Here is a 22,971-nt window from a genome sequence, read left to right as displayed (position 1 = left end):
CCACTCGTGGTCAAGACGGATGAGAAGACGCTCGGCGCCGGGCGCGGTGACTCCATGCCCCACGCGGGCTCACCGAACGTGAGATAAGAACACTCGAAAACGTTAACAAGCTCCGGCCCGCGGTGCGGGCGGGAGCGCGGCCGGGTCGGCGGGCGGCGCGCCGCTCAGGTCGCCGCCAGCTCGTAGGCCACCTTCTGCTCCTCGAGATCCCGCAGCGCCTCGGCGCCGGCACCGTCGTCGACGATGACGCGGTCGAACGCCGACAGCGGCGCCACCCGATGCAGCGCCACCCGGTTGAGCTTGGAATGGTCGATGAGCAGCACGCTGCGCGCCGCGGCACGGAGCATGGCCCGCTTCACCGGCACGATGCGCTGCTCCTGGTGGTAGGCGAACCCTCCGCCGACCGCGGAGGTGGACACGAAGCACAGGTCCACGTTGAGGGCCTCGATCGCGTCGACGCAGGAGACGCCGAGGAACGAGTCGTGCAGCGGATCGTAGTCGCCGCCGAGCGCCATCAGCCGGATCTCCTGCTCGCGGGCGAGCAGGTTGACCGCCTGCAGGAAGTTCGTGACGACCGTCAGCGGAACGATGCCCGGCAGGCGGCGGGCCAGCGCCAGCGCCGTGGTGGAGTCGTCCAGCATCACCGCCATCCCCGGCTCGACCAGCTCGGCGGCCCTCTCGGCGATGGCGTCCTTCGCGGCCCCCATCGACTTCAGGCGGTACGCCACGCTGCTCTCGAACACCCCCGACGGCTGGGCGGTGACCCCGCCGCGGTGCTTGCGGACGATGCCCCGGCGGGCGAGTTCGTCCAGGTCGCGGTGGATCGTCATGAGGCTGACGGCGAAACGCTCGGCGAGCTCCGCGGCGGTGACCGAGCCGACCGACAGCACGACGCCGGCGATGTCCTGCCGGCGCCGCTCCGGACCGCGCGGGGCCCCGCCGTCCTTGCTCATGGTCGATCCTCCCGTGGTCCGCATCGCGCGACCGGCTGCCGGCAGCGACGGGACGGGACCGAAGATAACACCCTCAGATGCTCTCTTAACAAGAAATGTCGAGGCGCCCGCACCCGCTCACCATCCAGTCGGCGCTCTAGCAGGGGTCCCCTGGACATGCCCGGTGGCATGGGGCGATCCTGCGGAGGTCCGCGTGCCTCGTGCCTCCAGGCGCGCGCGCAGGCGCAGGCGCCCCGGGTTCACGCCGGCCGCGTGCATGATTCCGCCGAGGAACAGCGCCAGCCAGCACAGGGCGGCGGGCGCCGACGTCACTCCCTGCCCGTCGGTGGTCGTCAGGATGAGCGCGCCGACCGCGACGGTCAGGACCCCGTACACGGCGGCCGCGATCAGCCAGGCGCGGTGCCGGTGCCGAACGCCGATGTAGAGGAACGAGCCCCAGGTCAGGAAGCCCAGCGCCAGCGCCGGCGCCACCCAGAGGCTGTGCAGCAGCTTCCAGCCCGGCCCGTGCCGTGTCATCGCCGGATCTTCGGCGGGCGCGTGGCCCGGCGTGCTGTGGCCGGGCACGCTGTAGCCCGGTGTGGACGCCATGTGCGCGGGATCCTGCGAGGGCGTCCGGGACGAGGTGTCGAAAGGCACGAAGCCCGTGGGCAGAGGCGGCGGGCCGGACGCCGGTACGGAACTCGCCTGGGGCGATCCCCGGTCGGCACCGGCAAGCCGGGTCAGGACGCGGGCGTGCAGGTGCATCCCCGTCGCCGCGGCCGCCGACGGAGCGATCTCACCGAGCGGATGCGCGCTCTGAACGAACATCAGGAGCCGCTCGTACGCTTCGCGGGCGTCCGCCGGGCGCTGCCGCGGATCCTTGGCGAGCAGCCGGCGGACGAGGTCCTCCAGGGCGGGCGGAACGTCGGCACGGTACAGCGGCGCCGGCTCCTCCTCGAGGTGCTTGTATCCGAGCGCGTGCGGCGACGTCGCCGTGAACACCGGTTGCCCGGCGAGCATCTCGTAGACGACGCAGCCCAGCGCGTAGAGGTCGGTGCGCGGGGTGGCGCGCTCGTTGCGCAGTTGTTCCGGCGCCATGTACGCGGGCGTGCCGACGATCTCACCGGTGCGGGTGATGCGGACGATCCCGGCGGCGTCCAGGACGGTCGCCACCCCGAAGTCCAGGACCTTGACCGTCGCGTCCCGGGTCACCATCAGGTTCTGGGGCTTGATGTCGCGGTGCACGAGCGAGCGGCCGTGCGCGACCGCCAGCACCGAGCAGACCTGCGCGGCGATCGCGGCCGCCCAGGTGACGGGCAGCGGCCCCTGCTCGGCGACCAGGTCCGCGACCGTGCAGCCGTCCACCAGCTCCATCACCAGGAACAGGCCGTCGTCGAAGGGGCCTGCGTCGTGCACCGCCGGGACTCCGGGGTGCTGCAGGCCGGCGGTGAGCGCCGCCTCCTGCACGAAGCGGCGCACCAGCCGCCCGGGGTCCGGCCAGCGCGCGATCGCCTCGTTGGTGAGCAGCTTCACCGCGATCCGCCGCTCCAGCTGCCGGTCGGCGGCCTCCCATACCTGGCCCATGCCGCCCCGGCCGAGCGGCGCGATCAGCTCGTAGCGTCCCCCGAGCAGCTGCGTCACGCGAGCCCCCTCCGTACGGAAAGGATCATTCTGGCGCATCTCCGCCGCCCGCCGGAGCGTTCTGGACGAGCGCGTCCGAGACCGCCGCGGACTGCGCCGTCTCAGTCGTCGGCGATATCCAGCTCGCCCGCCGCGACACCGTCGGCGAGGAGCCGGCCCATCTCCTCGCTGAGGGCGATGCCGTCGCGCGCCGCGGACGCGACCCGGTCCATCCGCCGGAACGCCTCCCCGTAGCGGCGCTGCTGGTCCAGCGGAAGCCGCGGCACACGCGCGCGGTGGACGTCCACCCGGCTGCCCGTCGACGACAGGGCCGACGACCGCACGTTCGCGGTACTGCGCAGGACGCCCGCCAGGAAGTACGGGTCGAGCTGTTCCGGATCGACCCTGACCAGTGACAGCTGCGGGCCGAGCAGCAGCCCCTCGCGCTCCACCACCCGCGCCGCGAACCGGCGGGAGGCGACCGCCACCGCGATGTCGCCGGTGCGCGTGACGAGCCAGTCCTCCTCCGCGCGGGCGGGCACCCGGCCGGTCGGCTCACGGTCGTGGATCAAGTCTTCGGCGGTGAGCACCGGCCGTCCCTCACCCGTCTCGGCCGCGTCCCTGCGCGCCGGGGCCCGGTGCACGGTCAACGCGCCGATCCGGGCCAGTTCCGCGACGGAGGTGACCGCCGGTTCCCGATCCCGCGGCGCGGGTCCGAGCTCCGACACCAGCTCGGACATCTGCCCGAGCAGCGCGGTCAGCCGGTCGCGGGTCTGGACGAACCGCTCGGCCGTCCGGTCCCCCGTGCCGGCGGTCAGGTGCCGCGCCGGCGTCAGGTCGACCTCTTCGTCCAGCAGGTCGATGATCGGTACGACCCGGCTCGTCCCGGGCGAGTCCACGTCGCGGCCCGCGTGGAGGTCCCGCCAGATCCGGACGATCTCCGCCTCGTCCGCGCCGTCCACCACCAGCAGCCCGGCCGGCCGGTCGCCCGCCGGCCTGCGCAGCAGCCAGAGATGGGGGCCGTCGGGAAGCGCGACCACGGCGCGCAGGGCGCCGCGGCGCAGCAGTTGCGTGCGCATGCGCCGCCCCGAGCGCCGCCCCGCCACCGCGGGCGGCATGAGCAGGACCGCGAGCCCGCCGGGGACGAGGTGCGCGAGGGCGTGCTGCGCCCAGGCCAGTTCCGGTTCCATGCGGGGCGGCAGCCCGTACTCCCACCGCGGGTCGGCGGTGAGCTCCTCGTGGCCCCAGGACCGCTCGTTGAACGGAGGATCGCACACCACCGCGTCCACGGTGAGACCGGCGAACGCGTCCTGGCGCAGCGAGTCCCCGACGCGGACGTCGGCCGGGGTGCCGCGCAGGGCGAGCCGCGTCCCGGCCAGCGAGGCGAGCACCTCGTCCCGCTCCTGCCCGACGAGCCGCCGCTCCGCGTCGCCGGACGGCGCCGGCAGCGCCGACAGCAGTTCACCGGTCCCGCACGCCGGGTCCAGCACCGACCGCGCGTCCGGGTCGACCAGCTCGGCGATCAGCCCGGCGAGCTGCGGGGACGTCAGCGCCATCCGGGGCAGCCGGACCTCCAGGTAGCGCTCGACCAGGAACTCGAACGCGCGGGCGGGACCCCACGCACCGGACAGCTCGTCCACGGCCCTCAGCAGCGGAAGCGACCGCTGGTCGACTCCCAGCCGTTTCGCCGCCGCCCGGTCGCTCAGCCCGCCGAGCCGGATGCCGGTGCGCTGGCAGGCCCCCACCTGCCGCAGTGCCTCACCGACCTCGCGTTCGTCGCCGGCCGCGCGCAGCAGCTGCCACGCCCGCTCCTCGGGAGGGGTCTCGACGAGCTTGCCCTGTTCGCGCAACCACGCCTCGACCTCGGCCAGCGAGAACACCGGGCTCGCCGGGGTGCCGCCGATGGGCTGCGGGAACCCGGGATGGCGGCGCCGCCAGTTGCTCACCGCCGCCCGGCTCACCCGCACGAGCCGGGCGATGTCCGACGTGGTCACGGTGGCGTCCTCGCGCACGTCACCCTCCTCAGCTGGAACGCCGACACCCTATCGCCCGCCTGTATGCGTGTCGACACAATCGGAGCACTTGTTAGTCGAGTTAACACGTGCTGTACTTGGTGACGCGTCGAACACTCCACCGTGTCGGCGCTCCACGATGACGTCCCCCCGGAGGTTCTGCCATGCCGTCCCTGCGCCCCGCGATCCCGCTCGCCGCGATCGCCACCCTGACCAGCGCCGTCCTCCTGACCGGGTGCGGCTCCGGCGATGACGGCGACGGCCCGAAGGGCGGCGACGCCGCCTCGACGGCCGCGGGCGCCACGCCCGCCGGCTCCCCCAAGAGCACCGCCGCCGCGGCGACCTACCACGACCCGATGGACATCGCCAAGAAGATCCGCAGTGCGCACCTCGGCTGCACCAAGGCCACTCGGACCGAGTCGCTGGGCAGCGGGAAGGTGATCTGCGGCGGCACCGCCAACATCAGCATCGAGTTCTACGAGACGCCGACCGCCTTCCTGGAGGTCAAGAAGATGATCTGCCAGATGGGCATGGACGGGACCATCGTCGCCGACCAGGGGCGGCACTGGATGGTGACCTCGCTCAACACCGGCGTGAACAAGCGCATCCAGCGGGCCGTCGGCGGCAAGGTGGTCAAGCCCTGCTGAGAGCGTTACGGGGGACCATCTCGCTCCCGAGACGGATCCTGCCGCCGAGGACGGCTGGATCGAGCAGCAGAGGACGCGTTATCGCTGGCGGCGAGGCGCCGCCGAACGGGGCGGCGCCGAACGCATGTGGTCGCGCACCGGCGACAGCAGTTCGGCCAGCGCCCTGGTGTCGCCGGGCGACAGCGGCTGGAAGAGCTGCCGACTGACGACCTCGGTGTGACCGGGGAGCACCTTGGCGAGAAGCGCCCGTCCGGCATCGGTGATCGTGACCGTGACGCCCCGGTCGTCGTCCGCGGAGCGCGTGCGGGTGACCAGGCCCGCCTTCTCGAGCAGCCCGGCCTGATAGGTCAGTCCGCTGCGGCTGTACACGACGCCGTCGGCCAGGTCGGTCATGCGTTCGCTGCCGCTCGGCGAGTCGAGGCCGAGCCGCGCCAGGAGCTGGAACTGCACGTAGCTGAGATCGCCGGCCTCGCGCAGCTGCTGCTCGACCGCGTGGCGGAGCAGGCCCGCCACCTCCATCAGCGCGAAGTACGCGCCCAGCTGGGCGGCGTCCAGGGACGGCGGCGGCGTGTCAGGCATGGCGCCCACTTTACCAGCTACTTCACTTTCGAAGCACTTGCTTCGACTTCAAAGCACTGTTACGGTGACCCCAGTGCTTCGGATTCGAAGCACTTCGCCGATCGAATGCTGAGGTACCGGAGATGAAGGCAGTTCGCTTCCACGAGTACGGCGGCCCCGACGTCCTGCGCTACGAGGACGTCGACCGGCCGGTGCCGGGCGCCGGGCAGGTGCGGGTGCGCGTCGCCGCGACGACGTTCAACGGCGTCGACGGCAACATCCGCGCGGGGTTCATGCAGGAACCGATGCCCCTGACGTTGCCGCACATCCCCGGTCTGGACGTCGCGGGAACGATCGACGCACTCGGCGAGGGCGCAGGCGGCCTGGAGATCGGTGACCGGGTGATCGGTTTCCTGCCGTTCGTCGTCGACGGCGCCTCGGCGGAGTACGTCCTCGCGCCCGCCGAGAGCCTGGCACCGGCCCCGACGGGCATCCCGCTCGCCGACGCGGCCGCGCTGCCCGTGGTCGGTCTCACCGCATGGCAGGCGCTCTTCGACCACGCCGAGCTGAAGCCCGGGCAGCGGATCCTGATCAGCGGCGCCGGCGGGGCCGTGGGCGGCTACGCGGTGCAGCTGGCCAAGGCCGCCGGCGCCCACGTGATCGCCACCGGCAGCCCTCGCAGCATCGGGCGCGTCACGGCGGCGGGCGCCGACGAGGTCATCGACCACACCGCGGCCGAGGTGACCACCGCGGTGACGGACCCGGTCGACGTCCTGCTCAATCTCGCGCCGATCGACCCGGCCCGGTTCACCGCGCTGGCCGGCCTGGTCCGCGACGGCGGCGTCGTGGTCAGCAGCACCGTGTGGATGCCCGCACCGGCCGACCAGGAGCGGGGCGTGCGAGGCATCGACATGTACGTCCGCAGCGACGCCGAGCAGCTGTCGGAACTCGTCGCGCGTGTGGACCGCGGCGAGCTCACCGTCGACGTCGCCGAGCGCGTGCCGCTGGCGGACCTGCCCTCGGTCCACGCACGGGCGGCCGCAGGGACCCTGTCGGGCAAGGTCATCGTCCTGCCGACGACCGCCTGACCCCCCGGGAGGACCCGGTGCCAGGCGTGCGGGTCCTCCCCCGGCCCGGTCAACGTCCCACCTCTTGTAAGGAGCCTGACATGCGACGCGAAGTCACCGTGCTCGGCAGTTGCGGCGCCTTTCCCGAGCCTGGCCGCGCCTGCAGCGGTTTCGCAGTGGACTGGGAGGGTTACCGGCTGGTGCTGGACCTGGGTTACGCCACGCTTCCGCGGCTGCTCGCGCACTGGCCGGACGGTCGCGTGGACGCCGTCGCCATCACCCACGAGCACCCGGATCACTGCGTCGACCTGCATGGGCTGTTCCGGATGCGGCACTACGGCGAGGCCGGGGAACCGAGAATCCCGTTGTACTGCCCGCCCGGCGTGCTCGACCGCCTCCAAGGACTGGAACCCGACGTCGACCTGAACGCGGTCTTCGATGTGCATCCGCTTCCCGGTGCCTACCGCGTCGGCCCGTTCGAGCTGACCGGCCTCTCGCTCCCGCACTATGTGCCCAATGCCGGTGTCCGCCTGCGGGCCGGTCAGAGCGTCGTGGCCTACTCCGGGGACACCGGCCCCACGTCGCGGCTCGTCGAGCTCGGTCGTGACAGCGACCTGTTCATCGTCGAGGCCACCGACAGGGACGGCGAGACGCAACAGCCCACGCGCAATCTCATGACCTCCGCCGAAGCAGGCCACTGGGCCAAGCGGGCGGGCGCCCGGAGGCTCATGCTCACCCACTTCTGGCCCGGCAACAACCGGGCGGCGTCGGCGGCCGCCGCCCGCGCGGAGTTCGGCGGGGACGTCCTTGTCGCCGAAGAGGGCCTCAGCGTCACGCTCTGAGTCCCTGCCCGGCTCCGCACTGTTCGCCGGCCGGCTCGGCGGACCATGCCGGACGTGTCACTTCCCCTTTCCGGGCTTGGCGAGCGGGAAGCGATCGAGGTCGTTGCCCAGCGTGATACGGCCGCCGTAACGGGCCTTCCGGGCGCTCTGGTCGGCGGCCCTCTGCCAGGCGGCGTCCGAGAGGACGTTCGGGTCGGCAGGCGAGATGTGGCTGATCGCGACGCCCCGGGCCTCCGCTTCGGCGCCGACCGCGCCCAGGTCGCCCACCTCGGTGTGGACGGCCCCGATGTGCTCGACGACGGCGGGCGGGTAGCCGATCGCGGCGACGGCCTCCCGGTGGTAGGCCTCGTGGACGAGGATGTCCGCGCCGGCCGCGAGACGGGGGATGTTCGGCGTGCGGGCGGTGTCACCGGAGAAGACGACCACGCCGCCCTCCGTCTCGCTGAGCAGCGGAAAGGAGAACAGGTCCACGGTGTGGTCGGCGTGCAGGTGCGTCACGAAGACCGCTGCGAGGGACGGCATGGACAGGCCGGCCCGCGTGAACCGGGTGACGGCCGCGCGTCCGGCGTCGATCACGTACGTGCGGCCGTTGACGACCAGCGCGGACGCGATGCCGGTGCGGGCCGCGAGGGGCGGCGGCCCTCCGGCCGTGCCGAGCAGGACCAGTTCGGTGCCGCGGTGGCCCGGCTGCCCGAGCTACTCTGCCGCCATGACTTTGATCAGGGAAATCGATTTTTCGTATGCAGGTAATCCATAAGATGGATGCCATGAACCTGGCCCGCCTGGACATGAACCTCGTGGTGGCTCTGCGGGCGCTGCTGGAGGAGCGCAACGTGACGCGGGCCGGCCGGCGCCTCGGCCTCAGCCAGCCGGCCATGAGCGCCTCCCTGGCCCGGCTGCGGCGGCACTTCGACGACGACCTGCTGGCCCGCGTCGGCGGCGGCTACGAGCTGACGCCGCTGGGCGCCGCGCTGCTGGAGCGCACGGCCGCCGCCTGCGACCTGCTGGAGCGGGTGTTCGCCAGCCAGACGCGGTTCGACCCCGCCGCCGAGACACGGGAGTTCACGCTGCTCGGGTCCGACTACGGCACCAGCGTGTTCGGCGCGGAACTCGCCCGCGTCCTGCACGACGAGGCGCCCGGCGTCCGGCTCAGCCTGCAGCAGAGCACCCCCGCCATCGTGGAGAACCCGGCGACCTCGCTGAGCGGCGTGGACGGGCTGCTGCTCCCGCACGGGATCATCGACGGGATCCCCTCGCTGGACCTGTTCGAGGACCGGTGGGTGTGCGTGGTGGACGCCGGCGGGCCCGACCTGCTCACCCTCGACGATCTGGCCCGCCTGCCGTGGGCGGTCTACCAGCGGCCCTACGACGCGCCGGTGACCCGCCAGCTCAGCATGATCGGGGTGAGCCCGCGGGTCGAGGTCTCGGTGCAGTGCTTCCAGATGCTGCCGAACTTCGTGGCGGGCACCGACCGGGTGGCGCTCATGCAGGAGAGGCTGGCGCGCCAGGCGACCGCTCCCGTCAAGGTGCTGCCCTGCCCGTTCGCGGCGGTGCCGCTGCGGGAGGCGCTGTGGTGGCATCCGCTGCACGCCCGCGACGCCGGGCACGTCTGGTTGCGCGAGACGGCGGCCCGGGTGGGCGCCCGCATCCAGGCGATCGATGCCGAGCATATGAAGGATCGATTTCACAACGCGTGACGGCGGCCACATGATGGCGGCCATGTCGAAACCACCCCGGTCGGCCGGCGGCACGCTCGCCGCCGCCGGGTCCTGCTGGCCGGCACGGCACTGCTGGGCGCCGGTTCCCTGGTGGCCGGCTCGGCGCACAGCGTGCACCTGCTGTGGGCCGGGCAGGCGATCGCGGGGATCGGCGCGGGCGCGCTCATCCCGACGTCGCTGGCCATCGCCGTCGCCAGTGCCCGCGACGACGACGAGCGGTCCCGCGGCGTCGCCCTGTGGACCCTGTCGATGTCGATCGGCACCGTGCTCGGCGTGATCACCAGCGGCGCGCTCAGCGAGAACGCCTCCTGGCACGCGTCGTTCTACGCGATCGCTCCGCTGGCCGTGCTCAGCATGCTCGCGACGGCGCTGCTGGCCGCCGAGTCCCGCCGGCCCGAGGGCCGGTCGCTGGACTGGGCGGGGCAGAGCAGCATCGCGGTCGGCTTGTTCTGCCTGCTCTACGGGATCGTGCAGGGCGCCGGGAGCAACTGGTCCGCCCCGGTGATCGTCATGCTGGTGATCGGGGCCGCCGGCCTGGTGGCGTTCGTGGTGATCGAGAGCCGGGTGCCGGCGCCGATGCTGAACCTGGCCGTGTTCCGCGTCCCCGCCTTCGGCGCCGCCGCGCTCGCCGCCGTCATCGGCATGTTCTCCTTCCTCGGCAGCGTCTACGTGCTGAGCATCCGGACCGGCGCCCTGCAGCACAAGACGGGCATCGCCGCCGCCGCGTTCTTCATCGTGCTGCAGGGCGTGCCGTGCGTCCTCGGCCCCGCGCTGCCCAAGGCCATGCGGCGCTTCGGCGCCCGCAGGCTGGTCACCGGCGGCCTCCTCCTGCTGGCCGCGGGCGAGTTCTGGCTGGCCGCCATCCCGGTCACGACCTCCTCCCTCGGCGCGCACGTCGGGCCGCTCCTGCTGGAAGGCGTCGGCTTCCTGTTCGTGGTGTCGGCCATGACCTCGGCCGCGATCTCGGCGGTCCCGCTCTCGGCCACCGGCATGGCGAGCGCCGCGATCAGCACCGCCCGGGACTTCGGCATGTGCATCGGGCCCACGATCGTCAGCGCCGTGGCGCTCGGCGCCGCCGGCTCCGACCTCCCCCACCGCCTGGCGGGCCTCGACCCCGGTACGGCGGCGGCCGCCGACCACGCCGCGTCCGCCGGCGGCCCGTTCGCCGTGCTGTCCATCCCCGGAGCCGCGCCCGCCGCGCTCCGCGCGCTCTCGCACGGGTACTCGCTGGGGCTGGTCATCTGCGGGTGCGCGGCCCTGGTGGCCGCTCTCACCACGGCACTGTGGCTGCGCGAATCGACGGACCGACGGCTGGTCCCTGTCCCCGCCACCACCCCGGCCTGACCGTCCGCGTCCTCTGGGCGGCGCCTTCAGACGCTCGGCGGCTGCTCAGTGATGGAAACGGGAGGCCGCCTGGCGACGGGTGGCGTGGACGGTGCCGAGGAGTTCGAGGGACTGCGCGCTCGGGCTGCCCGGCTCGGCGTGGTAGATGACGAGCTGCTGGCCAGGGGCGTCGCGGACGTCGAAGGCCTGGTAGGTGAGCGTGAGAGCACCGACGTCGGGGTGGAGGAAGTTCTTGGCGTCCCGGGTCTTGCCGCGCACGGTGTGGGAGTTCCAGAGGCGGGTGAAGTCCGCACTGTGCTCGGTGAGGGCGCCGACGAGCTCGCGCAGCCGCGGGTCGTCGGGGTCGAAGCCGGCGGCCTGGCGCAGGTTGGCGACGGCGGCCTGCGCGGCCCGGTCCCAGTCGGTGTAGAACGTCCGGCCCGCGGGGTCCAGGAAGGTCATGCGCGCCAGGTTGTCGGCCGGTTCGAACGGCGCGTAGAGGGCGTCGGCCAGGGCATTGGCGGCGAGGACGTCCAGGGTCCGGTTCATGACGAACGCCGGAGCGGCGGGGTAGCCGTCCATCAGCTGGCGCAGCGCCGGGCTGACCTGCTCGGCCGGGCGGGCGGAGGGCGGGAGTTCCGGGGCCGTCCCGGCCAGCCGGAACAGGTGCGCTCGGGCGTCCGCGTCGAGGTGCAGGGCGCGGCCGAGGGCATCGAGCACCTGGGGTGAGGGGTTGCGCTCCCGTCCCTGCTCCAGGCGGGTGTAGTAGTCGGCGTTCACACCGGCCAGGACGGCGACCTCCTCGCGGCGCAGCCCCGCCACCCTGCGGGCGCCGTAGCTCGCCATGCCGACGTCCTCTGGACGCAGGCCGTCGCGGCGCGCGCGCAGGAAATCGCCAAGGTGGTTGCCATCCATGAATCCAGGCTATGCGGCGGCCCAGTGTGCTGCCTGGGTGCGCTGCACCCAGGCAGCACGCGTCCTGGTTGATGCCCGCTGACCTGCGCAGACTCGGTGGAGAACAAGTCCTGGCTCCACCGGGGAGCCGGGACGCGGAATCGGGAGGCACATCCATGACAGGACGGCGGCTCGCCGGCAGGGTCGCGCTGATCACCGGCGCGACCGGCGGCATCGGCACCGCGACGGCCGAGCTCTTCGCCCGCGAGGGCGCCCGGCTGGTGATCACCGACATCGCCGAGGCGCCCCTGCGGGACCTGGCCCGCCGCGTCCGGGCCCGCGGCGCCGAGGTCGTCGAAGCGCGCCTGGACGTCTCGTCCGCGCGGGAGTGGGACGAGGTGATCGCCCTCGTGCGCGACCGCTTCGGGACGCTGGACGTGCTGGTGAACCTCGCCGGCATCGTGGACTGGCCGGGCATCGAGGACACGCGCGAGGACGCCTGGGACCGCGTGATCGACGTCAACCAGAAGGGCACCTGGCTCGGCATGAAGGCGGCGATGCCGCTCCTGCGCGAGAGCGGCAACGCGTCGGTCGTCAACACCTCGTCGGTGCTCGGCCTGGTGGGGAGCGGCGCCGCCGCGGCCTACCAGGCGTCCAAGGGCGCGGTCCGGCTGCTGAGCAAGACCGCCGCGGTCGAGTACGCGCGGCAGGGGGTGCGGGTCAACTCGGTGCATCCCGGCGTCGTCGCGACGCCGATGATCCAGGACGTCCTGGACGAGCAGGGCGACCGGCAGCCGGACATCCGGCGCACCCCGATGCGGCGGGCCGGCCGCGCCGACGAGATCGCGCCCGCCTTCCTCTTCCTGGCCTGCGACGACTCGTCGTTCGTCACCGGCTCGGAACTCGTGGTCGACGGCGGGCTCACCGCGCACTGACCGGCAGGCCGCCGATCGGAACGCGGGGCACCGCGTCCTCGCGTCCGCCCCTGACACCCGACAGCGGTGAATCGAAGGAAGGCACAATGGCATCTGCGAATCCGTCCACCGGGACCGCCGAGTTCGCCGGCAGGATCGCCCTGGTCACCGGGGCGGCGCGCGGCGTCGGCCGGGAGACCGTCCGGCTGCTGCACGGCCGAGGCGCGCGGCTCGTCGCGGTCGACCGGCGGCCCGAGGTCGACGAACTGGCCGAGGAGTTCCCCGGCGTCCGGCCCCTGGTCCGGGACGTCACCGACGAGACCGCCGCGCGCGACGCGGTACGGGAGGCCGTCGGCGCCTTCGGCGGGCTCGACATCCTGGTCAACAACGCCGGACGCACCCTCAACAAGCCGATCACCGACACGACGGCGCGGGACTGGGACGCGGTGATGGCCGTCAACGCCCGGGCGTCGTTCCTCTTCGCGCGCGAGGCGTTCCGCGCGATGCGCGACCGAGGAGGCGGGGCGATCGTGAGCACCGGGTCCTACGCCGGCACCGTCGCGCTGCCCGACGGTGCCGCCTACAGCGCGTCCAAGGGCGCCCTGGCTCAGCTGACCAAGGTCCTCGCCGTCGAGGGCGGACCGCTGGGCATCCGGGCGAACATCGTGGCGGCGGGGGTCATCGAAACCGACTTCCTCGACGCCTTCCGCCCCGACAGCCGGGAGTACCTGGCCTCGTTCGCCGGCGCCCAGCCCCTCGGCCGGGTCGCGCAGCCCGAGGAGATCGCCGAAGTGCTCTGCTTCCTGGCATCGCCGCGCTCCGGTTTCGTCACCGGGGCGGTGGTCGCGGCGGACGGCGGCTTCACCGCGATCTGACGTGCGGGAGGCGCCTACGCGGGACGCGCGAGCCTGGCCGCCAGCTCCCGGACCTGTTCGGGACGCGGGTTGGCGCCGGTCAGCACCGTCGCCACCCGGTCGCCGGCGACCGCGCCCTCGGCGATCGCCGCCAGGCCCGCCGCCCCCGCCGGTTCCAGGAGGATCCCGAGCGTGCGCGCCGCCAGCTCCATGGCCGCGGCGATGGCCTCGTCGGGCACCAGGACGATCTCGTCCACCAGGGCGCGGGCCCGTCGCACCGCGGCCTCCAGTGGTGCGCGCACCGCGATGCCGTCGGCGAAGGTGCCGACGTGGTCGAGACGGACCGCGCGGCCGGCGCGCAGGCTCTCCAGCATGGAGGGGGCGCCTTCGGCGTTGACCCCGACGATCCGGGTGGCGGGCGCGTGCTCTTTTATCCAGCGCGCCACGCCGTTGATCAGCGCGCCGTCGCCGACCGGGAGCACGACGGCGTCGAAGCCCCGGCCGTGCGGCGCGCCCTTGGTCAGCTCGACTCCGATCGTCCCGGCGCCCTCGGCGATCGCGGCTTGCAGACCGTCCTGCAGGTAGACGCGGTCGGGACGGCGTTCGGCGTGGTCGGCTGCGGCCTTCCGCGCCGCCGCGCCGTCCGCCCCCGCCGCGACGACCCGGGCGCCGAAGGTCTCCATCCGCTCCCGCTTGGCGGGGTTGACCGTCTCGGGCACGAACACCTCGACCGGTATCCCGCGGGCCCGTCCCGCGTAGGCGACGGCCTGGCCGAAGTTGCCCGAGCTGGCGCACACCACCGGGGTGCCGGGGGCGAGCGTGCTCAGCATCAGATCGGCGCCCCGGCCCTTGAAGCTGCGCACCGGGTTGGCCGTCTCCAGCTTCACCGTCACCGCCCGGCCGCCCAGCGCCCGGCACAGCTGCTCGTCGAGGTACTGCGGGGTGTCGAGGAACACCGGATCGATCACCCGTACCGCCTTCTCGATCCGTGCGGCGTCCAGGTCCATGCTCGTCGCCTTCCCTCGGAGGCCTGCGGACCCGGCCGACGCTATTCGAACTCATGCTCGATGCGATTGAGAGAATTCGCACCGTCACGCAATAATCTTGCGTGCCCGAATCACCGCCCCTGCGCCTGGACGAGATCGACGCCCTGCTGCTGGACCTGCTCCAGCACGATGCCGGGCGCACCCTGCACGACCTCGGCGACCAGGTCGGGCTCTCCCCCAGCGCCGTCCAGCGGCGGATCGCCCGCTACCGCAAGGACGGCCTCATCAGCAGGCAGGTCGCCGTCCTCGACCCGCACCGCCTCGGCCCCACCGTCCTCGCCACGGTCCTGGTGACCCTCGACAGGGAGTCCTTCGAGCACCACCGCGCCTTCGCCGACCGGATGCACTCCGACCCGCAGGTCCAGCAGTGCTACCGGGTCGCGGGGCCATGGGACTACGTCGTCGTCCTGGCCGCGCGGAGCATGCGCGACTGCGGCCGCCTCGGTGACCGCCTCTTCAAGGCCGACGACAACATCAGGCGCTACGAGACCCTCGTCGTCTTCGACACCGTCAAGACCGGCCTTGCTCTTCCACTTCCCGCGCCACGGCCCTAGACGGCCGGCCATGAGCGGGAACGGTCCCGTCAGCCGAGGGTGTCGAGGAACTCCTTGACGGCGGCGGCGAAACCGTCCGGGTCGGTGGTGTGGGCGAAGTGGTCGCCGTCCAACTGGGCGAGGCGGGTGCCGGGACGCCGGGCGACGATCTCGCGGCCTTCCTCGGGGGTGATGACCTGGCTGTCCCGGGCGTGCACGAACAGCGCGGGGCAGGAGGTGGCGGTCCAGTCGGCCCAGTGGTCGCCGTGGGTGCCCTGCTCTGAGGCGATGGTGTCCTGCGGGTGGAACGGCAGCCGCCAGCCGCCGTCGGCGGTGGGACGCAGCTTGTCGCCGAGCATCGGGGCCAGCGGGCCGATGGCGTCCAGGAGCGCCTGCCGGTCGGGGGCGGTGTACGGCATCGACAGCACGAACGACAGTGCGCTCGGCCCCTCGTCGAGGTCGCAGACCGGGCCCTCGACGTTGACGATCGCCGGAACCCGCTCGGGGTGCCGGGCGGCGATCTGGAAGGCGGTGATGCCGCCGCCGGAGTGGCCGAGCGTCACCGCCTCCTCGATCCCCAGGTGGTCCAGCAGGGCGATCGCGTCGGCGACGTAGTCCTCGCGGGTGTAGGTGGCGGCCCGGTCGGAGTCGCCGTGCCCGCGCTGGTCCGGCGCGATGACCCGCCACTGCGGCGCCAGCGCCTGGGCCAGCCGCTCCCACGTCTCGCCCTCGTAGAGGTGGCCGTGCAGGGCCAGCAGCGGACGGCCCGTCCCGCCGAAGTCCCGGTAGGACAGCCGGCGGCCGTCGATGAAGAACTCGCCGCGGGTACCGGTGACGCTGGTGCCGTTCATGATCCAACCTCCGTGGGGTGTCTTGCCTCGATGAACAGCACTCTGTCGGCGGCCGCTGACCGGCGGCGCACCGGCCGCTGACGGCCCTCCCTCCTCTTCGGTGCGCGGCCGGCACGACGCACTGGGTTGCCTCGCGTCACCCGGCCTCGCGACCGAGCGCGCTGAAGCGGTTACGCGAGCTCACCGGCACCGTCCTCGGTCACCTTGGCCGTCGTGCCCGCCGATCCTCGCGGTCCGGCGAACGGCGTGATGGTGACCAGGGAGACCACGATGCCGAGCAGGTACAGCCCGACGGCGACCTTGAAGCCCGCGGTGTAGCCGTGGACCAGCGCGTCCGACGGGGCCGTGCCCTTCGCCGCGTGCCGCGTCGTCGTGACCGCGACGGTCGCCAGCCCCGCCAGTCCCAGCGCGCCGCCGATCTGCGAGCCGGCGGTGAGCAGCGCGGAGCCGATGCCGGCCTCGGAGCCGTCGATTCCGCGGACGCCGATTCCGGTGGCGACGACGGTGGTGGCCCCCAGGCCCAGGCCGGTGACCAGCGACGCCGGCATCACCATCGCGTAGACGCTCGAGTGCGCCGTCAGGAAGGCGAACCACGCGGTGCCCGCGGCGGCGAGCGCCAGGGCGAGCGACAGCGCCGCCTTCTCCGAGGTGCGGGCGAGCAGCTGGGGGCCGACGCCGCCGGCCGCGATGCCGAACCCCACCGCGAGCGGCAGATACGTCAGGCCGGTCCGCAGCGCGGAGTAGCCCAGCACCTGCTGCATGTACAGGGTCAGGAAGAAGTACGTGGCGAAGCTGCCCGTCGACATCAGCAGGGTGACGATGTTCGCCCCGACCCGGCCGCGGTCGCCGACCACCTCGCGCGGGACCATCGGCGCGCGGACGGTGCGCTGGACGGCCACGAAGGCGGCCAGCAGCACGGCGGAGGCGATCAGGCAGCCGACGACCGTCGCGTCGCTCCAGCCGTGGTCGCCGACCCTGTCCACCGCGTACACCAGCGAGCCGGCGCCGAGTGTGGCGGTGACCGCCCCGGGGATGTCGATCCTGCCCCGCTCGGCGGGCTCGCCCTCGTCCAGGGCGCCGACGCCGAGCAGGACCCCGATGATGACCGGGACGTTCACCAGCAGCACCCAGCGCCAGCTGGCATAGGTGGTCAGCACGCCGCCCAGCACCAGGCCCATGACCGAGGCGAGCCCGGTCATCCCCCCGTACAGGCCGAGGGCCCTGGCGCGGGGCCTGCCTTCGGGGAAGGTGGCGACCAGCAGCGACAGCGCGCCGGGGGTGGCGATCGCCGCTCCGATGCCCTGGGCGGCGCGGAAGGCGATCAGGGCCCCGCCGGTGGGCGCCAGCCCGCCGAGCAGCGAGGCCGCGCCGAACAGCACCAGGCCGGTCCTGAAGACCCGCTTGCGGCCGTAGACGTCGCCGACCCGCCCGGCGACGAGCATCAGCCCGCCGAACGTCAGCGAGTACGCGTTGACCACCCAGTTCAGGTCGGCCGGGGAGATCTTCAGCGAGCTCTGGATGCTCGGGAGGGCGACGATCATGATCGTGCCGTCGAGCACGACGAGGAACCGCGCGAAGGCGATGACCCACGTCGCGACGCCGAGCCGGCGGTTCGGGACCGGATCCGCGACCGCCGCGGTCGCGTTACCGGTCATCGGTGCCGGTCGTGACGCGGCCGACCTGGGGAAGCCGGTCGTCGGCGGCCGAGGCGGGCGCGAGCCGCGTGACGGCGTCGGGCATGGCGCCGACGGTGAACACCTGGACGGACGAGCCGACGGTGACGGCGGCGAAGGACGCGACGGGCGGCACATGGTCGGGGAGCGGGATGGTGTGCGTCCCCGCGTCGAGCCGGCCGTGGAAGACGAGTTCCGATGCGCTCTTGGGCTCAGGGGGGACGAAGGACGTGCCCCACCATGCCTCGACGGCGACGGTGGCGGAATCGTCGAGCGTGAGCCGCACCGAGCGCTGCGCGGCGTCGTAGGCGGCTCGGCCGCTTTCGGGGGTTCCGGCCGAGGTGGCGGCTTGGACCTGGGCGGCGATGAGGCCGGCGATCCCGGCGAGGCCCTGGATGAAGGTCACGTCCGGGTTGCGCGCGGAAACGGCCTCGCGCAGGTGTCCTTTCGCGTCGGCGGGGACCATGCCGCCGAAGACCACGATGTCGATGTCGGCGCCATCGTAGTCGTCGAGGACCTTGTCGAACCGGTTCGTGGCGTCCGCGGAATAGCCCTTGGCTCGCAGGATGTCGACGGCGGCGAGGAGCACGCTGGGACTGCGGCCTATGACGAGAACGCGGCCGGGCTCGTTCTTCGGCGAAGTGTTCACGGTCAGATCTCCTTGGCGACGGAATTCGGGACGGTCGGCGGTCCGGCGACACGCCCCACCTGTGTTGGTGTGGCCAACATAGCGAGTGTTGGCTCAACCCACAACTGTTAGGCTTGCCGGGTGCCCATGACCCATCACGACCCCGGCAGCACTCCGGCCCGGCTCGAAGGACGCGCGACCTGGCTGGTCAGCCGAGCGCACAACCGCGCATCGGGCCTGCTCGGCGCCGGTTTCGAGGCCCATGGCGACGGACTGCGCAGCTACCACTACCGGCTCCTCGCCGCCCTGGAGGAGTGGGGGCCCCAGAGTCAGGCCGACCTCGGCCGCCGGACCGGGATCGATCGCAGCGACGTGACCGCCGCCATGACCAGGCTCGAGTCGAGCAACCTGGTCGAGCGCGCGCCGGACCCGGCCCACAAGCGGCGGAACATCGTCACGATCACACCGGCGGGCGTCGAACGGCTCCTCGAACTCGACAAGGTCATCGACGGCATTCAGGACGAATTCCTCGCGCCCCTGACGGCCGCCCAGCGGCGCCAATTCATCGCCCTGCTGTCACGACTCCTCGACGCGGAGCACTGAGCCTTTTCAGGGTGCTGTGGGTCTCGCGGATTCGCGCGTATGAACGGCCTGACCGCGCTTCAGCAGGCGGATGGTGGAACGGGCCGTGCGGCGGCCCGCCGGAATTCCAGCCGCAGTGACGAGTCGCGCGGTATGAGGAACGCGGTGCCGCCGTCGGGCCGCCATGTGGCGGGCAGCAGGAAGTACTGGTCGCCGGAGCGGATCACCAGCTTGAGGCCGTCGTAGCGGTACCGGAAGGCCGACTCGGGTCCCTCGCAGCGCGTCTCCCGCACACCCGGCGCGCTCATGCTCAGCCCGTGCAGGCTGTAGATGACGACGTCGGGGTAGGTGGCGAGACGGTCGACGAGCCGGTGCGCGCGCCACGTCCCGACGGCGGCCGAATAGTCCGTCGCGGCCCAGAAGAGGCTGACCGCCACGAGGGTGTAGACGATCGTCCACTGCACGGCCGCCTCCTGGAACGCGCCTGCCCGCCCGGCGACCGGCCCGCCCCACTGGTATCCCGCGTAGGCCACCAGGACCACCCCGCCCGCGAGGCCGAGCGGCGCCGCGTCCAGATGCGCGCTGAGCGGCGTCCGGACCACGAGGCTGAGCGCGCCGACAGCGCCCAGCACGAGCCCGGTCAGCGCCACGCACCCCAGCAGGACGGCGGGGACGCGCGGCCCGAACCGGGTGGCGACGCGTCCGCGCAGCAGGAGATGCGCCCACACCGCGACCAGCCCGGCCAGCGCGCCGACCGTCAGCGGGACGTACAGCGCGTCGACGCTGTAGATGAGGTAGTCCACAGTCGTGAAGTTCAGGGCGTTGGCGTTCACCCCGAAGTACTGGAAGAACCAGTTCACGTCGTTCCAGCCGAAGTAGTACAGCAGCGCGGAGGCCAGCGCCGTCGGCGCCACGACCGACCGGAGGACGTCGCCGAACCTCCGCAGCCCCGACGTGTAGGCGCTCTCGTTCTCCGCGGCGCCGGACTCCCCCTCCGTCCCCGGCGCGGGCGGGGCGGACGCGGGCGACCGGGCGGGTGGAGACGGCCGAGGCGGCGCCGGTGGCGGCCGCTCCCCGGGCGGTGCCGCCGTGTGCTCGGCGCCGGCCGTCAAGAGGACGCCTCGGGCGCGGGCGACCCGCCGTCCGGCGGCGGGCTCTCCGGTTCCGGCGACCCGGGATCCGGCGGCCCGGGATCGGGCGATCCGCCGTCGAGGCACGGCCCTTCCCCCGTCACGATGACGATCGTCTGGCCCCGCCGGAGGGGCGCGCCCTCGGCCGGGTCCAGGTGGTCGCCGAGGCAGAGGGTCTTGTCGGGGTTGCCGAGGTCCTCATGGTGGATCTCCACGTCGACGCACGGCGGGGTCCACCCGTGGCTCCGGCAGATGGGGGCCAGCTGCGCCAGGAGCACCTCCCGGATGTTCTCGGGAGCTCTCTGGCTGACCGGCGGGTTGTCCAGCTCCGGGACGCGCATCGGGCTGCCGGGAGCCTCGCCGCCGTCTCCGTTGCCCGCGCCCGGACCGCCGGGGCCGCCCGCCCCCGGCCCGTGGCCGCCCGGCTGCGAACCGCCCACCGATCCCCCGCCTGCCCCGCTCGCACCTCGCGAGCCGTGGTCGCCGCCCCCGCACGCGGCGCACGCCAGGCACAGCGCCAGCGCGGCCGCCGGCAACCGCTGCCGATACCACCCGGACATGCCTTCCGACCTCCCTTGATGGACGGCGCGCCCCCAGCGCGCCGGTCGCCCTGTCGGCGGCGGGCCATCGCCGCCTCGCGTGAGGCAAGCATGGGCGTGGCGGTCCCGATGCGCATGAGTAGCGGACTACTCGTCTTCCGGCCGGATCGGGCCGTCGCAGGCCCCCGCCGGGCGCGAACGGCCGAAGCCGGTCAGTGTCCAAGGGGCTCCCCTGCGTGACGCGTGGGTACTGTCCCGCCTATGTGGCGCGGGTGGCCGCTCACCGGGCGCGATGAGGAACTGCGGTACATCACCGGCGTTCTGGAGGCGCGCGAAGGGCCCGCCGGAGTGGTGGTGGCGGGCCCTCCCGGCGTCGGCAAGACGCGGCTCGCGCGCGAGGCCCTGGCGGCGGCGGAGCGGCGCGGTGCCGCCGTCCGCTGGGCCGCCGCGTCGAACGCCGCGAGGACGCTCCCGCTCGGCGCGTTCGCCGCCCTGCTCGGCGAGACCGGCGGCGATCCCGCGGAGCTGGTGCGCCGGGCGACGGACGTCCTGGCGGGTGCGGGCCCGGGCGGCGCGGTCGTCGGCGTCGACGACGCCCATCTGCTGGACGACCTGTCGGCGTTCGTCGTCCAGCAGCTGGTGCAGCGGCGCGCGGCGCGGGGCGTGCTCACGCTGCGCGCCGGGGAGCCGGCTCCGGACGTGGTCACCGCGCTGTGGAAGGACGGGCACCTGACCCGGCTGGAGCTGCGGCCGCTCCCCTCGACGCGGACGGCGCGGCTGCTGGAGGCGGTCCTCGGCGGTCCCGTGGACAGCCGGGACGCGGCGCGGCTGTGGACGGTCACCCAGGGGAACGCGCTCTACCTGCGGCACCTGGTCGACGGTGAGCTGGACGCCGGCCGGCTGCGCGAGGTGGACGGGGTGTGGCGGTGGCGGTCCGGGCCCGCGCTGCCGCCCGGCCTGACGGACCTGATCAGGGCCCGGATGGGGCGGCTCACCGCGGCGCAGCGCGACGTCCTGGACGCGCTGGCGTTCGGGGAGCCGCTCGGCGTGCCGCTGCTGGCGCGGCTGACCGACCCGGCGGCGGTCGAGGACGCGGAGGCGCGCGGCCTGGTCGAGGTCCGCGCGGACGGCCGCCGCCAGCAGGCGCGGCTGGCGCATCCGCTGTACGGGGAGGTGAAACGGGCGTCATGCGGGCGGCTGCGCGCGCGCCGGTGGCGCGGCCGCATCGCCCGGGCACTGGCGGGCACCGGGGCGCGCCGGGCGGACGACACGCTCCGCCGCGCCGTGCTCATGCTCGACTCCGACCTTCCCCACGACGCGGACGTCCTCGCCGCCGCTGCGGGCACCGCGCTGGAAATGCTGGACTTCGCGCTGGCGGCCCGGCTCGCGGCGGCGGCCGTGCGGGCGGGCGGCGGACCGGCGGTGCGGCTCGTCCTCGGCTACGCGCTCACATGGTCCGGCAACGGCGCCGAGGCCGAGGAGGAGCTGGCCGCGCTGGAGGCGCTCGCGGGCGACGACGCCGAGCGCGTCCGGGCGACGCTGCCGCGGGCCGGGAACCTGTTCTGGACTCTGGCCCGCCCGGACGACGCGCAGGCGGTTCTCGCCGAGGCGGAGGCCGCCGTCCGCGACCCGGCCGCGCGCGACGCGCTGACCGCGATGCGCGCGGTCTTCGACGCGTTCCTCGCCCGCCCCGGGAGGTCCGCCGCCGCGGCGCGCGCCGTCATGGCGTCGGGGTCGTCCCCGGAGGCGGTGACGCTGGCAGGGTGGGGGCTGGCTGCGGCGTGCTGCGGGCTCGGCCGCCTCGACGGCCTCGGCGAGGCCATGGCCAGGATCGAGGCGCTGGCCGTCTCCTACAGCACCGGCCAGGTACGGATCGGCGGGTTCGACGCGTGGGTGCGGGCGCTGCGGCTCGCCGGCCGGCTGCACGACGCCGAGGACGCGGCGCGGCGGTTCCACGAGGCGGCGCGGGCCGTTCCCGGCGCCGGGTACCTGTTCGCCGGCGGCGCCTACGCCGAGGTGATGCGCGACCGCGGGCAGGTGAGGAGCGCCGTGCGGCTGCTGCGGGAGGCGGTCGCCGGGATCGAGGGCGCCGACCCCGGCGGCTGGGCGTTCTGCCTGCCGCTGCGGCTGGCGCCCGCGCTCGCGATGACGGGCGACGCGCCCGAGGCGAGGCGGGCGCTGGAGCGGGCCCGGGCCGCCGAGCACCCGTCGCTGGTGTTCATGGCGCCGGACGTCCTGCTGGCCGAGGCGTGGGTGGCGGCGGCCGAGGGCGCGGTCAGCGAGGCCGCCGCGTCCGCCAGGCGAGCGGCCGTGCTCGCCGCGTCGCAGGGTCAGCCCGCGCTGGAGGTCTCGGCGCTGCACACCGCCGCCCGTTTCGGTGACGCCGGCGTCGCGGGGCGCCTCGCCGAGCTGGCCTCCGAGGTGGACGGCCCGCTCGCGCCCGCCGCCGCCGCGCACGCCGGCGGCCTGCGGGACGGTGACGCCGCCGCCCTGGAGGACGCGTCGGCCCGGCTGGAACGCCTCGGCGCGGTGCTCGCCGCCGCCGACGCGGCGGCGAACGTCCGCGGATCCGCGAGATTCGGCACGGCAACGCCTGCAATATCGGCCA

21 protein-coding genes and 1 pseudogene are annotated in these 22,971 nt (G+C 73.7%); 10 read left to right on the top strand and 12 right to left on the bottom strand.

Annotated features, from left to right (window positions below; translation table 11 throughout):
• Window positions 1–164 precede the first annotated feature (164 nt).
• The 3 genes from amrb99_RS27690 to amrb99_RS27680 all read right to left on the bottom strand — a co-directional run bounded on the left by amrb99_RS27690 (window position 165) and on the right by amrb99_RS27680 (window position 4,564).
• Window positions 165–953: a DeoR/GlpR family DNA-binding transcription regulator gene (locus amrb99_RS27690; RefSeq protein ID WP_190861384.1), complete on the bottom strand. Its 789-nt coding sequence runs from the start codon at window positions 951–953 to the stop codon at window positions 165–167.
• Window positions 954–1,070: 117 nt separating this feature from the next.
• Window positions 1,071–2,573 (bottom strand): serine/threonine-protein kinase, encoded by a 1,503-nt coding sequence (locus amrb99_RS27685; protein WP_190861382.1) that lies wholly within the window; start codon window positions 2,571–2,573, stop codon window positions 1,071–1,073.
• 101 nt (window positions 2,574–2,674) lie between these two features.
• A complete protein-coding gene (locus amrb99_RS27680) occupies window positions 2,675–4,564 on the bottom strand; it encodes an N-6 DNA methylase (RefSeq protein ID WP_190861379.1) in 1,890 nt (629 codons plus the stop codon).
• A 164-nt stretch (window positions 4,565–4,728) separates the two neighbouring features.
• Here amrb99_RS27680 and amrb99_RS27675 point away from each other — a divergent pair, with 164 nt between their 5' ends.
• Complete coding sequence (locus amrb99_RS27675) at window positions 4,729–5,211, top strand: hypothetical protein (RefSeq protein WP_190861377.1); 483 nt, start codon at window positions 4,729–4,731, stop codon at window positions 5,209–5,211.
• 78 nt (window positions 5,212–5,289) lie between these two features.
• Here amrb99_RS27675 and amrb99_RS27670 read toward each other — a convergent pair whose 3' ends face one another.
• Entirely contained in the window at window positions 5,290–5,790 is a 501-nt protein-coding gene (locus amrb99_RS27670; RefSeq protein WP_190861374.1) for a MarR family transcriptional regulator, read from the bottom strand.
• A gap of 122 nt (window positions 5,791–5,912) precedes the next feature.
• Between amrb99_RS27670 and amrb99_RS27665 the strand changes: the two genes are divergently transcribed.
• Together amrb99_RS27665 and amrb99_RS27660 are read left to right on the top strand one after the other, a co-directional pair.
• Window positions 5,913–6,857 (top strand): NADP-dependent oxidoreductase, encoded by a 945-nt coding sequence (locus amrb99_RS27665; protein WP_190861373.1) that lies wholly within the window; start codon window positions 5,913–5,915, stop codon window positions 6,855–6,857.
• 80 nt (window positions 6,858–6,937) lie between these two features.
• Window positions 6,938–7,678 (top strand): MBL fold metallo-hydrolase, encoded by a 741-nt coding sequence (locus amrb99_RS27660; RefSeq protein ID WP_190861371.1) that lies wholly within the window; start codon window positions 6,938–6,940, stop codon window positions 7,676–7,678.
• A 57-nt stretch (window positions 7,679–7,735) separates the two neighbouring features.
• On the opposite strand, the gene amrb99_RS27655 is transcribed toward amrb99_RS27660, so the two are convergent.
• Window positions 7,736–8,278: a hypothetical protein gene (locus tag amrb99_RS27655; RefSeq protein ID WP_347256892.1), complete on the bottom strand. Its 543-nt coding sequence runs from the start codon at window positions 8,276–8,278 to the stop codon at window positions 7,736–7,738.
• A 167-nt stretch (window positions 8,279–8,445) separates the two neighbouring features.
• On the opposite strand from amrb99_RS27655, the gene amrb99_RS27650 reads away from it, so the two are divergent.
• On the top strand, window positions 8,446–9,375 hold the full coding sequence (locus amrb99_RS27650) for a LysR family transcriptional regulator (RefSeq protein ID WP_190861367.1): 930 nt from the start codon (window positions 8,446–8,448) through the stop codon (window positions 9,373–9,375).
• 54 nt (window positions 9,376–9,429) lie between these two features.
• A pseudogene (locus tag amrb99_RS27645) lies at window positions 9,430–10,740 on the top strand (MFS transporter); the annotation flags it as partial.
• A 45-nt stretch (window positions 10,741–10,785) separates the two neighbouring features.
• On the opposite strand, the gene amrb99_RS27640 reads toward amrb99_RS27645, so the two are convergent.
• A complete protein-coding gene (locus amrb99_RS27640) occupies window positions 10,786–11,634 on the bottom strand; it encodes a helix-turn-helix transcriptional regulator (protein WP_190861365.1) in 849 nt (282 codons plus the stop codon).
• Window positions 11,635–11,789: 155 nt separating this feature from the next.
• On the opposite strand from amrb99_RS27640, the gene amrb99_RS27635 reads away from it, so the two are divergent.
• Window positions 11,790–12,548: a glucose 1-dehydrogenase gene (locus amrb99_RS27635; RefSeq protein ID WP_190861363.1), complete on the top strand. Its 759-nt coding sequence runs from the start codon at window positions 11,790–11,792 to the stop codon at window positions 12,546–12,548.
• Window positions 12,549–12,634: 86 nt separating this feature from the next.
• Window positions 12,635–13,402 carry an SDR family oxidoreductase gene (locus tag amrb99_RS27630; RefSeq protein WP_190861361.1) on the top strand — a complete coding sequence of 256 codons (768 nt, stop codon included), beginning with the start codon at window positions 12,635–12,637 and terminating at the stop codon, window positions 13,400–13,402.
• 14 nt (window positions 13,403–13,416) lie between these two features.
• Here the strand turns inward: amrb99_RS27630 and amrb99_RS27625 are convergent, their stop codons facing one another.
• Window positions 13,417–14,388 carry a pyridoxal-phosphate dependent enzyme gene (locus tag amrb99_RS27625; RefSeq protein ID WP_190861359.1) on the bottom strand — a complete coding sequence of 324 codons (972 nt, stop codon included), beginning with the start codon at window positions 14,386–14,388 and terminating at the stop codon, window positions 13,417–13,419.
• A gap of 101 nt (window positions 14,389–14,489) precedes the next feature.
• Between amrb99_RS27625 and amrb99_RS27620 the strand changes: the two genes are divergently transcribed.
• Window positions 14,490–14,981, top strand: a complete 492-nt coding sequence (locus amrb99_RS27620; protein ID WP_190861357.1) for an Lrp/AsnC ligand binding domain-containing protein — start codon at window positions 14,490–14,492, stop codon at window positions 14,979–14,981.
• Between the two features lie 29 nt (window positions 14,982–15,010).
• Here amrb99_RS27620 and amrb99_RS27615 read toward each other — a convergent pair whose 3' ends face one another.
• The 3 genes from amrb99_RS27615 to amrb99_RS27605 form a co-directional block, all read right to left on the bottom strand.
• A complete protein-coding gene (locus tag amrb99_RS27615) occupies window positions 15,011–15,811 on the bottom strand; it encodes an alpha/beta hydrolase (RefSeq protein ID WP_190861355.1) in 801 nt (266 codons plus the stop codon).
• A gap of 170 nt (window positions 15,812–15,981) precedes the next feature.
• Window positions 15,982–17,466 carry an MFS transporter gene (locus amrb99_RS27610; RefSeq protein WP_190861353.1) on the bottom strand — a complete coding sequence of 495 codons (1,485 nt, stop codon included), beginning with the start codon at window positions 17,464–17,466 and terminating at the stop codon, window positions 15,982–15,984.
• Window positions 17,456–18,133: a hypothetical protein gene (locus amrb99_RS27605; RefSeq protein WP_190861351.1), complete on the bottom strand. Its 678-nt coding sequence runs from the start codon at window positions 18,131–18,133 to the stop codon at window positions 17,456–17,458. Before amrb99_RS27605 ends, amrb99_RS27610 begins: the two co-directional genes overlap by 11 nt.
• Window positions 18,134–18,259: 126 nt before the next feature.
• Here amrb99_RS27605 and amrb99_RS27600 point away from each other — a divergent pair, with 126 nt between their 5' ends.
• Entirely contained in the window at window positions 18,260–18,715 is a 456-nt protein-coding gene (locus tag amrb99_RS27600; protein WP_190861542.1) for a MarR family transcriptional regulator, read from the top strand.
• A gap of 59 nt (window positions 18,716–18,774) precedes the next feature.
• Here amrb99_RS27600 and amrb99_RS27595 read toward each other — a convergent pair whose 3' ends face one another.
• Both amrb99_RS27595 and amrb99_RS27590 read right to left on the bottom strand, forming a co-directional pair.
• Entirely contained in the window at window positions 18,775–19,806 is a 1,032-nt protein-coding gene (locus amrb99_RS27595) for a hypothetical protein (RefSeq protein WP_190861349.1), read from the bottom strand.
• Complete coding sequence (locus amrb99_RS27590) at window positions 19,803–20,384, bottom strand: hypothetical protein (protein WP_190861346.1); 582 nt, start codon at window positions 20,382–20,384, stop codon at window positions 19,803–19,805. The genes amrb99_RS27595 and amrb99_RS27590 overlap by 4 nt, the downstream gene beginning before the upstream one ends.
• A gap of 240 nt (window positions 20,385–20,624) precedes the next feature.
• On the opposite strand from amrb99_RS27590, the gene amrb99_RS27585 reads away from it, so the two are divergent.
• Window positions 20,625–22,971, top strand: a 2,347-nt coding sequence (locus amrb99_RS27585; protein WP_190861344.1) for an AAA family ATPase, incomplete at its 3' end; no start/stop codon positions are given.

Source organism: Actinomadura sp. RB99 (assembly GCF_014706005.1).
Classification (GTDB): Bacteria; Actinomycetota; Actinomycetes; order Streptosporangiales; family Streptosporangiaceae; genus Spirillospora.
The sequence above is the reverse complement of the archived record's forward strand: the minus strand, read 5'-3'. Positions and strand labels throughout refer to the sequence as shown.

Excerpts from the sequence above, each read along its gene's own strand:
- amrb99_RS27635 (WP_190861363.1), top strand. The coding sequence starts at position 11,790 with ATGACAGGACGGCGGCTCGCCGGCAGGGTCGCGCTGATCACCGGCGCG.
- amrb99_RS27610 (WP_190861353.1), bottom strand. The coding sequence starts at position 17,466 with ATGACCGGTAACGCGACCGCGGCGGTCGCGGATCCGGTCCCGAACCGC.
- amrb99_RS27660 (WP_190861371.1), top strand. The coding sequence starts at position 6,938 with ATGCGACGCGAAGTCACCGTGCTCGGCAGTTGCGGCGCCTTTCCCGAG.
- amrb99_RS27630 (WP_190861361.1), top strand. The coding sequence starts at position 12,635 with ATGGCATCTGCGAATCCGTCCACCGGGACCGCCGAGTTCGCCGGCAGG.
- amrb99_RS27590 (WP_190861346.1), bottom strand. The coding sequence starts at position 20,384 with ATGTCCGGGTGGTATCGGCAGCGGTTGCCGGCGGCCGCGCTGGCGCTG.
- amrb99_RS27625 (WP_190861359.1), bottom strand. The coding sequence starts at position 14,388 with ATGGACCTGGACGCCGCACGGATCGAGAAGGCGGTACGGGTGATCGAT.
- amrb99_RS27650 (WP_190861367.1), top strand. The coding sequence starts at position 8,446 with ATGAACCTGGCCCGCCTGGACATGAACCTCGTGGTGGCTCTGCGGGCG.
- amrb99_RS27675 (WP_190861377.1), top strand. The coding sequence starts at position 4,729 with ATGCCGTCCCTGCGCCCCGCGATCCCGCTCGCCGCGATCGCCACCCTG.
- amrb99_RS27640 (WP_190861365.1), bottom strand. The coding sequence starts at position 11,634 with ATGGATGGCAACCACCTTGGCGATTTCCTGCGCGCGCGCCGCGACGGC.
- amrb99_RS27665 (WP_190861373.1), top strand. The coding sequence starts at position 5,913 with ATGAAGGCAGTTCGCTTCCACGAGTACGGCGGCCCCGACGTCCTGCGC.
- amrb99_RS27600 (WP_190861542.1), top strand. The coding sequence starts at position 18,260 with ATGACCCATCACGACCCCGGCAGCACTCCGGCCCGGCTCGAAGGACGC.
- amrb99_RS27670 (WP_190861374.1), bottom strand. The coding sequence starts at position 5,790 with ATGCCTGACACGCCGCCGCCGTCCCTGGACGCCGCCCAGCTGGGCGCG.
- amrb99_RS27690 (WP_190861384.1), bottom strand. The coding sequence starts at position 953 with ATGAGCAAGGACGGCGGGGCCCCGCGCGGTCCGGAGCGGCGCCGGCAG.
- amrb99_RS27615 (WP_190861355.1), bottom strand. The coding sequence starts at position 15,811 with ATGAACGGCACCAGCGTCACCGGTACCCGCGGCGAGTTCTTCATCGAC.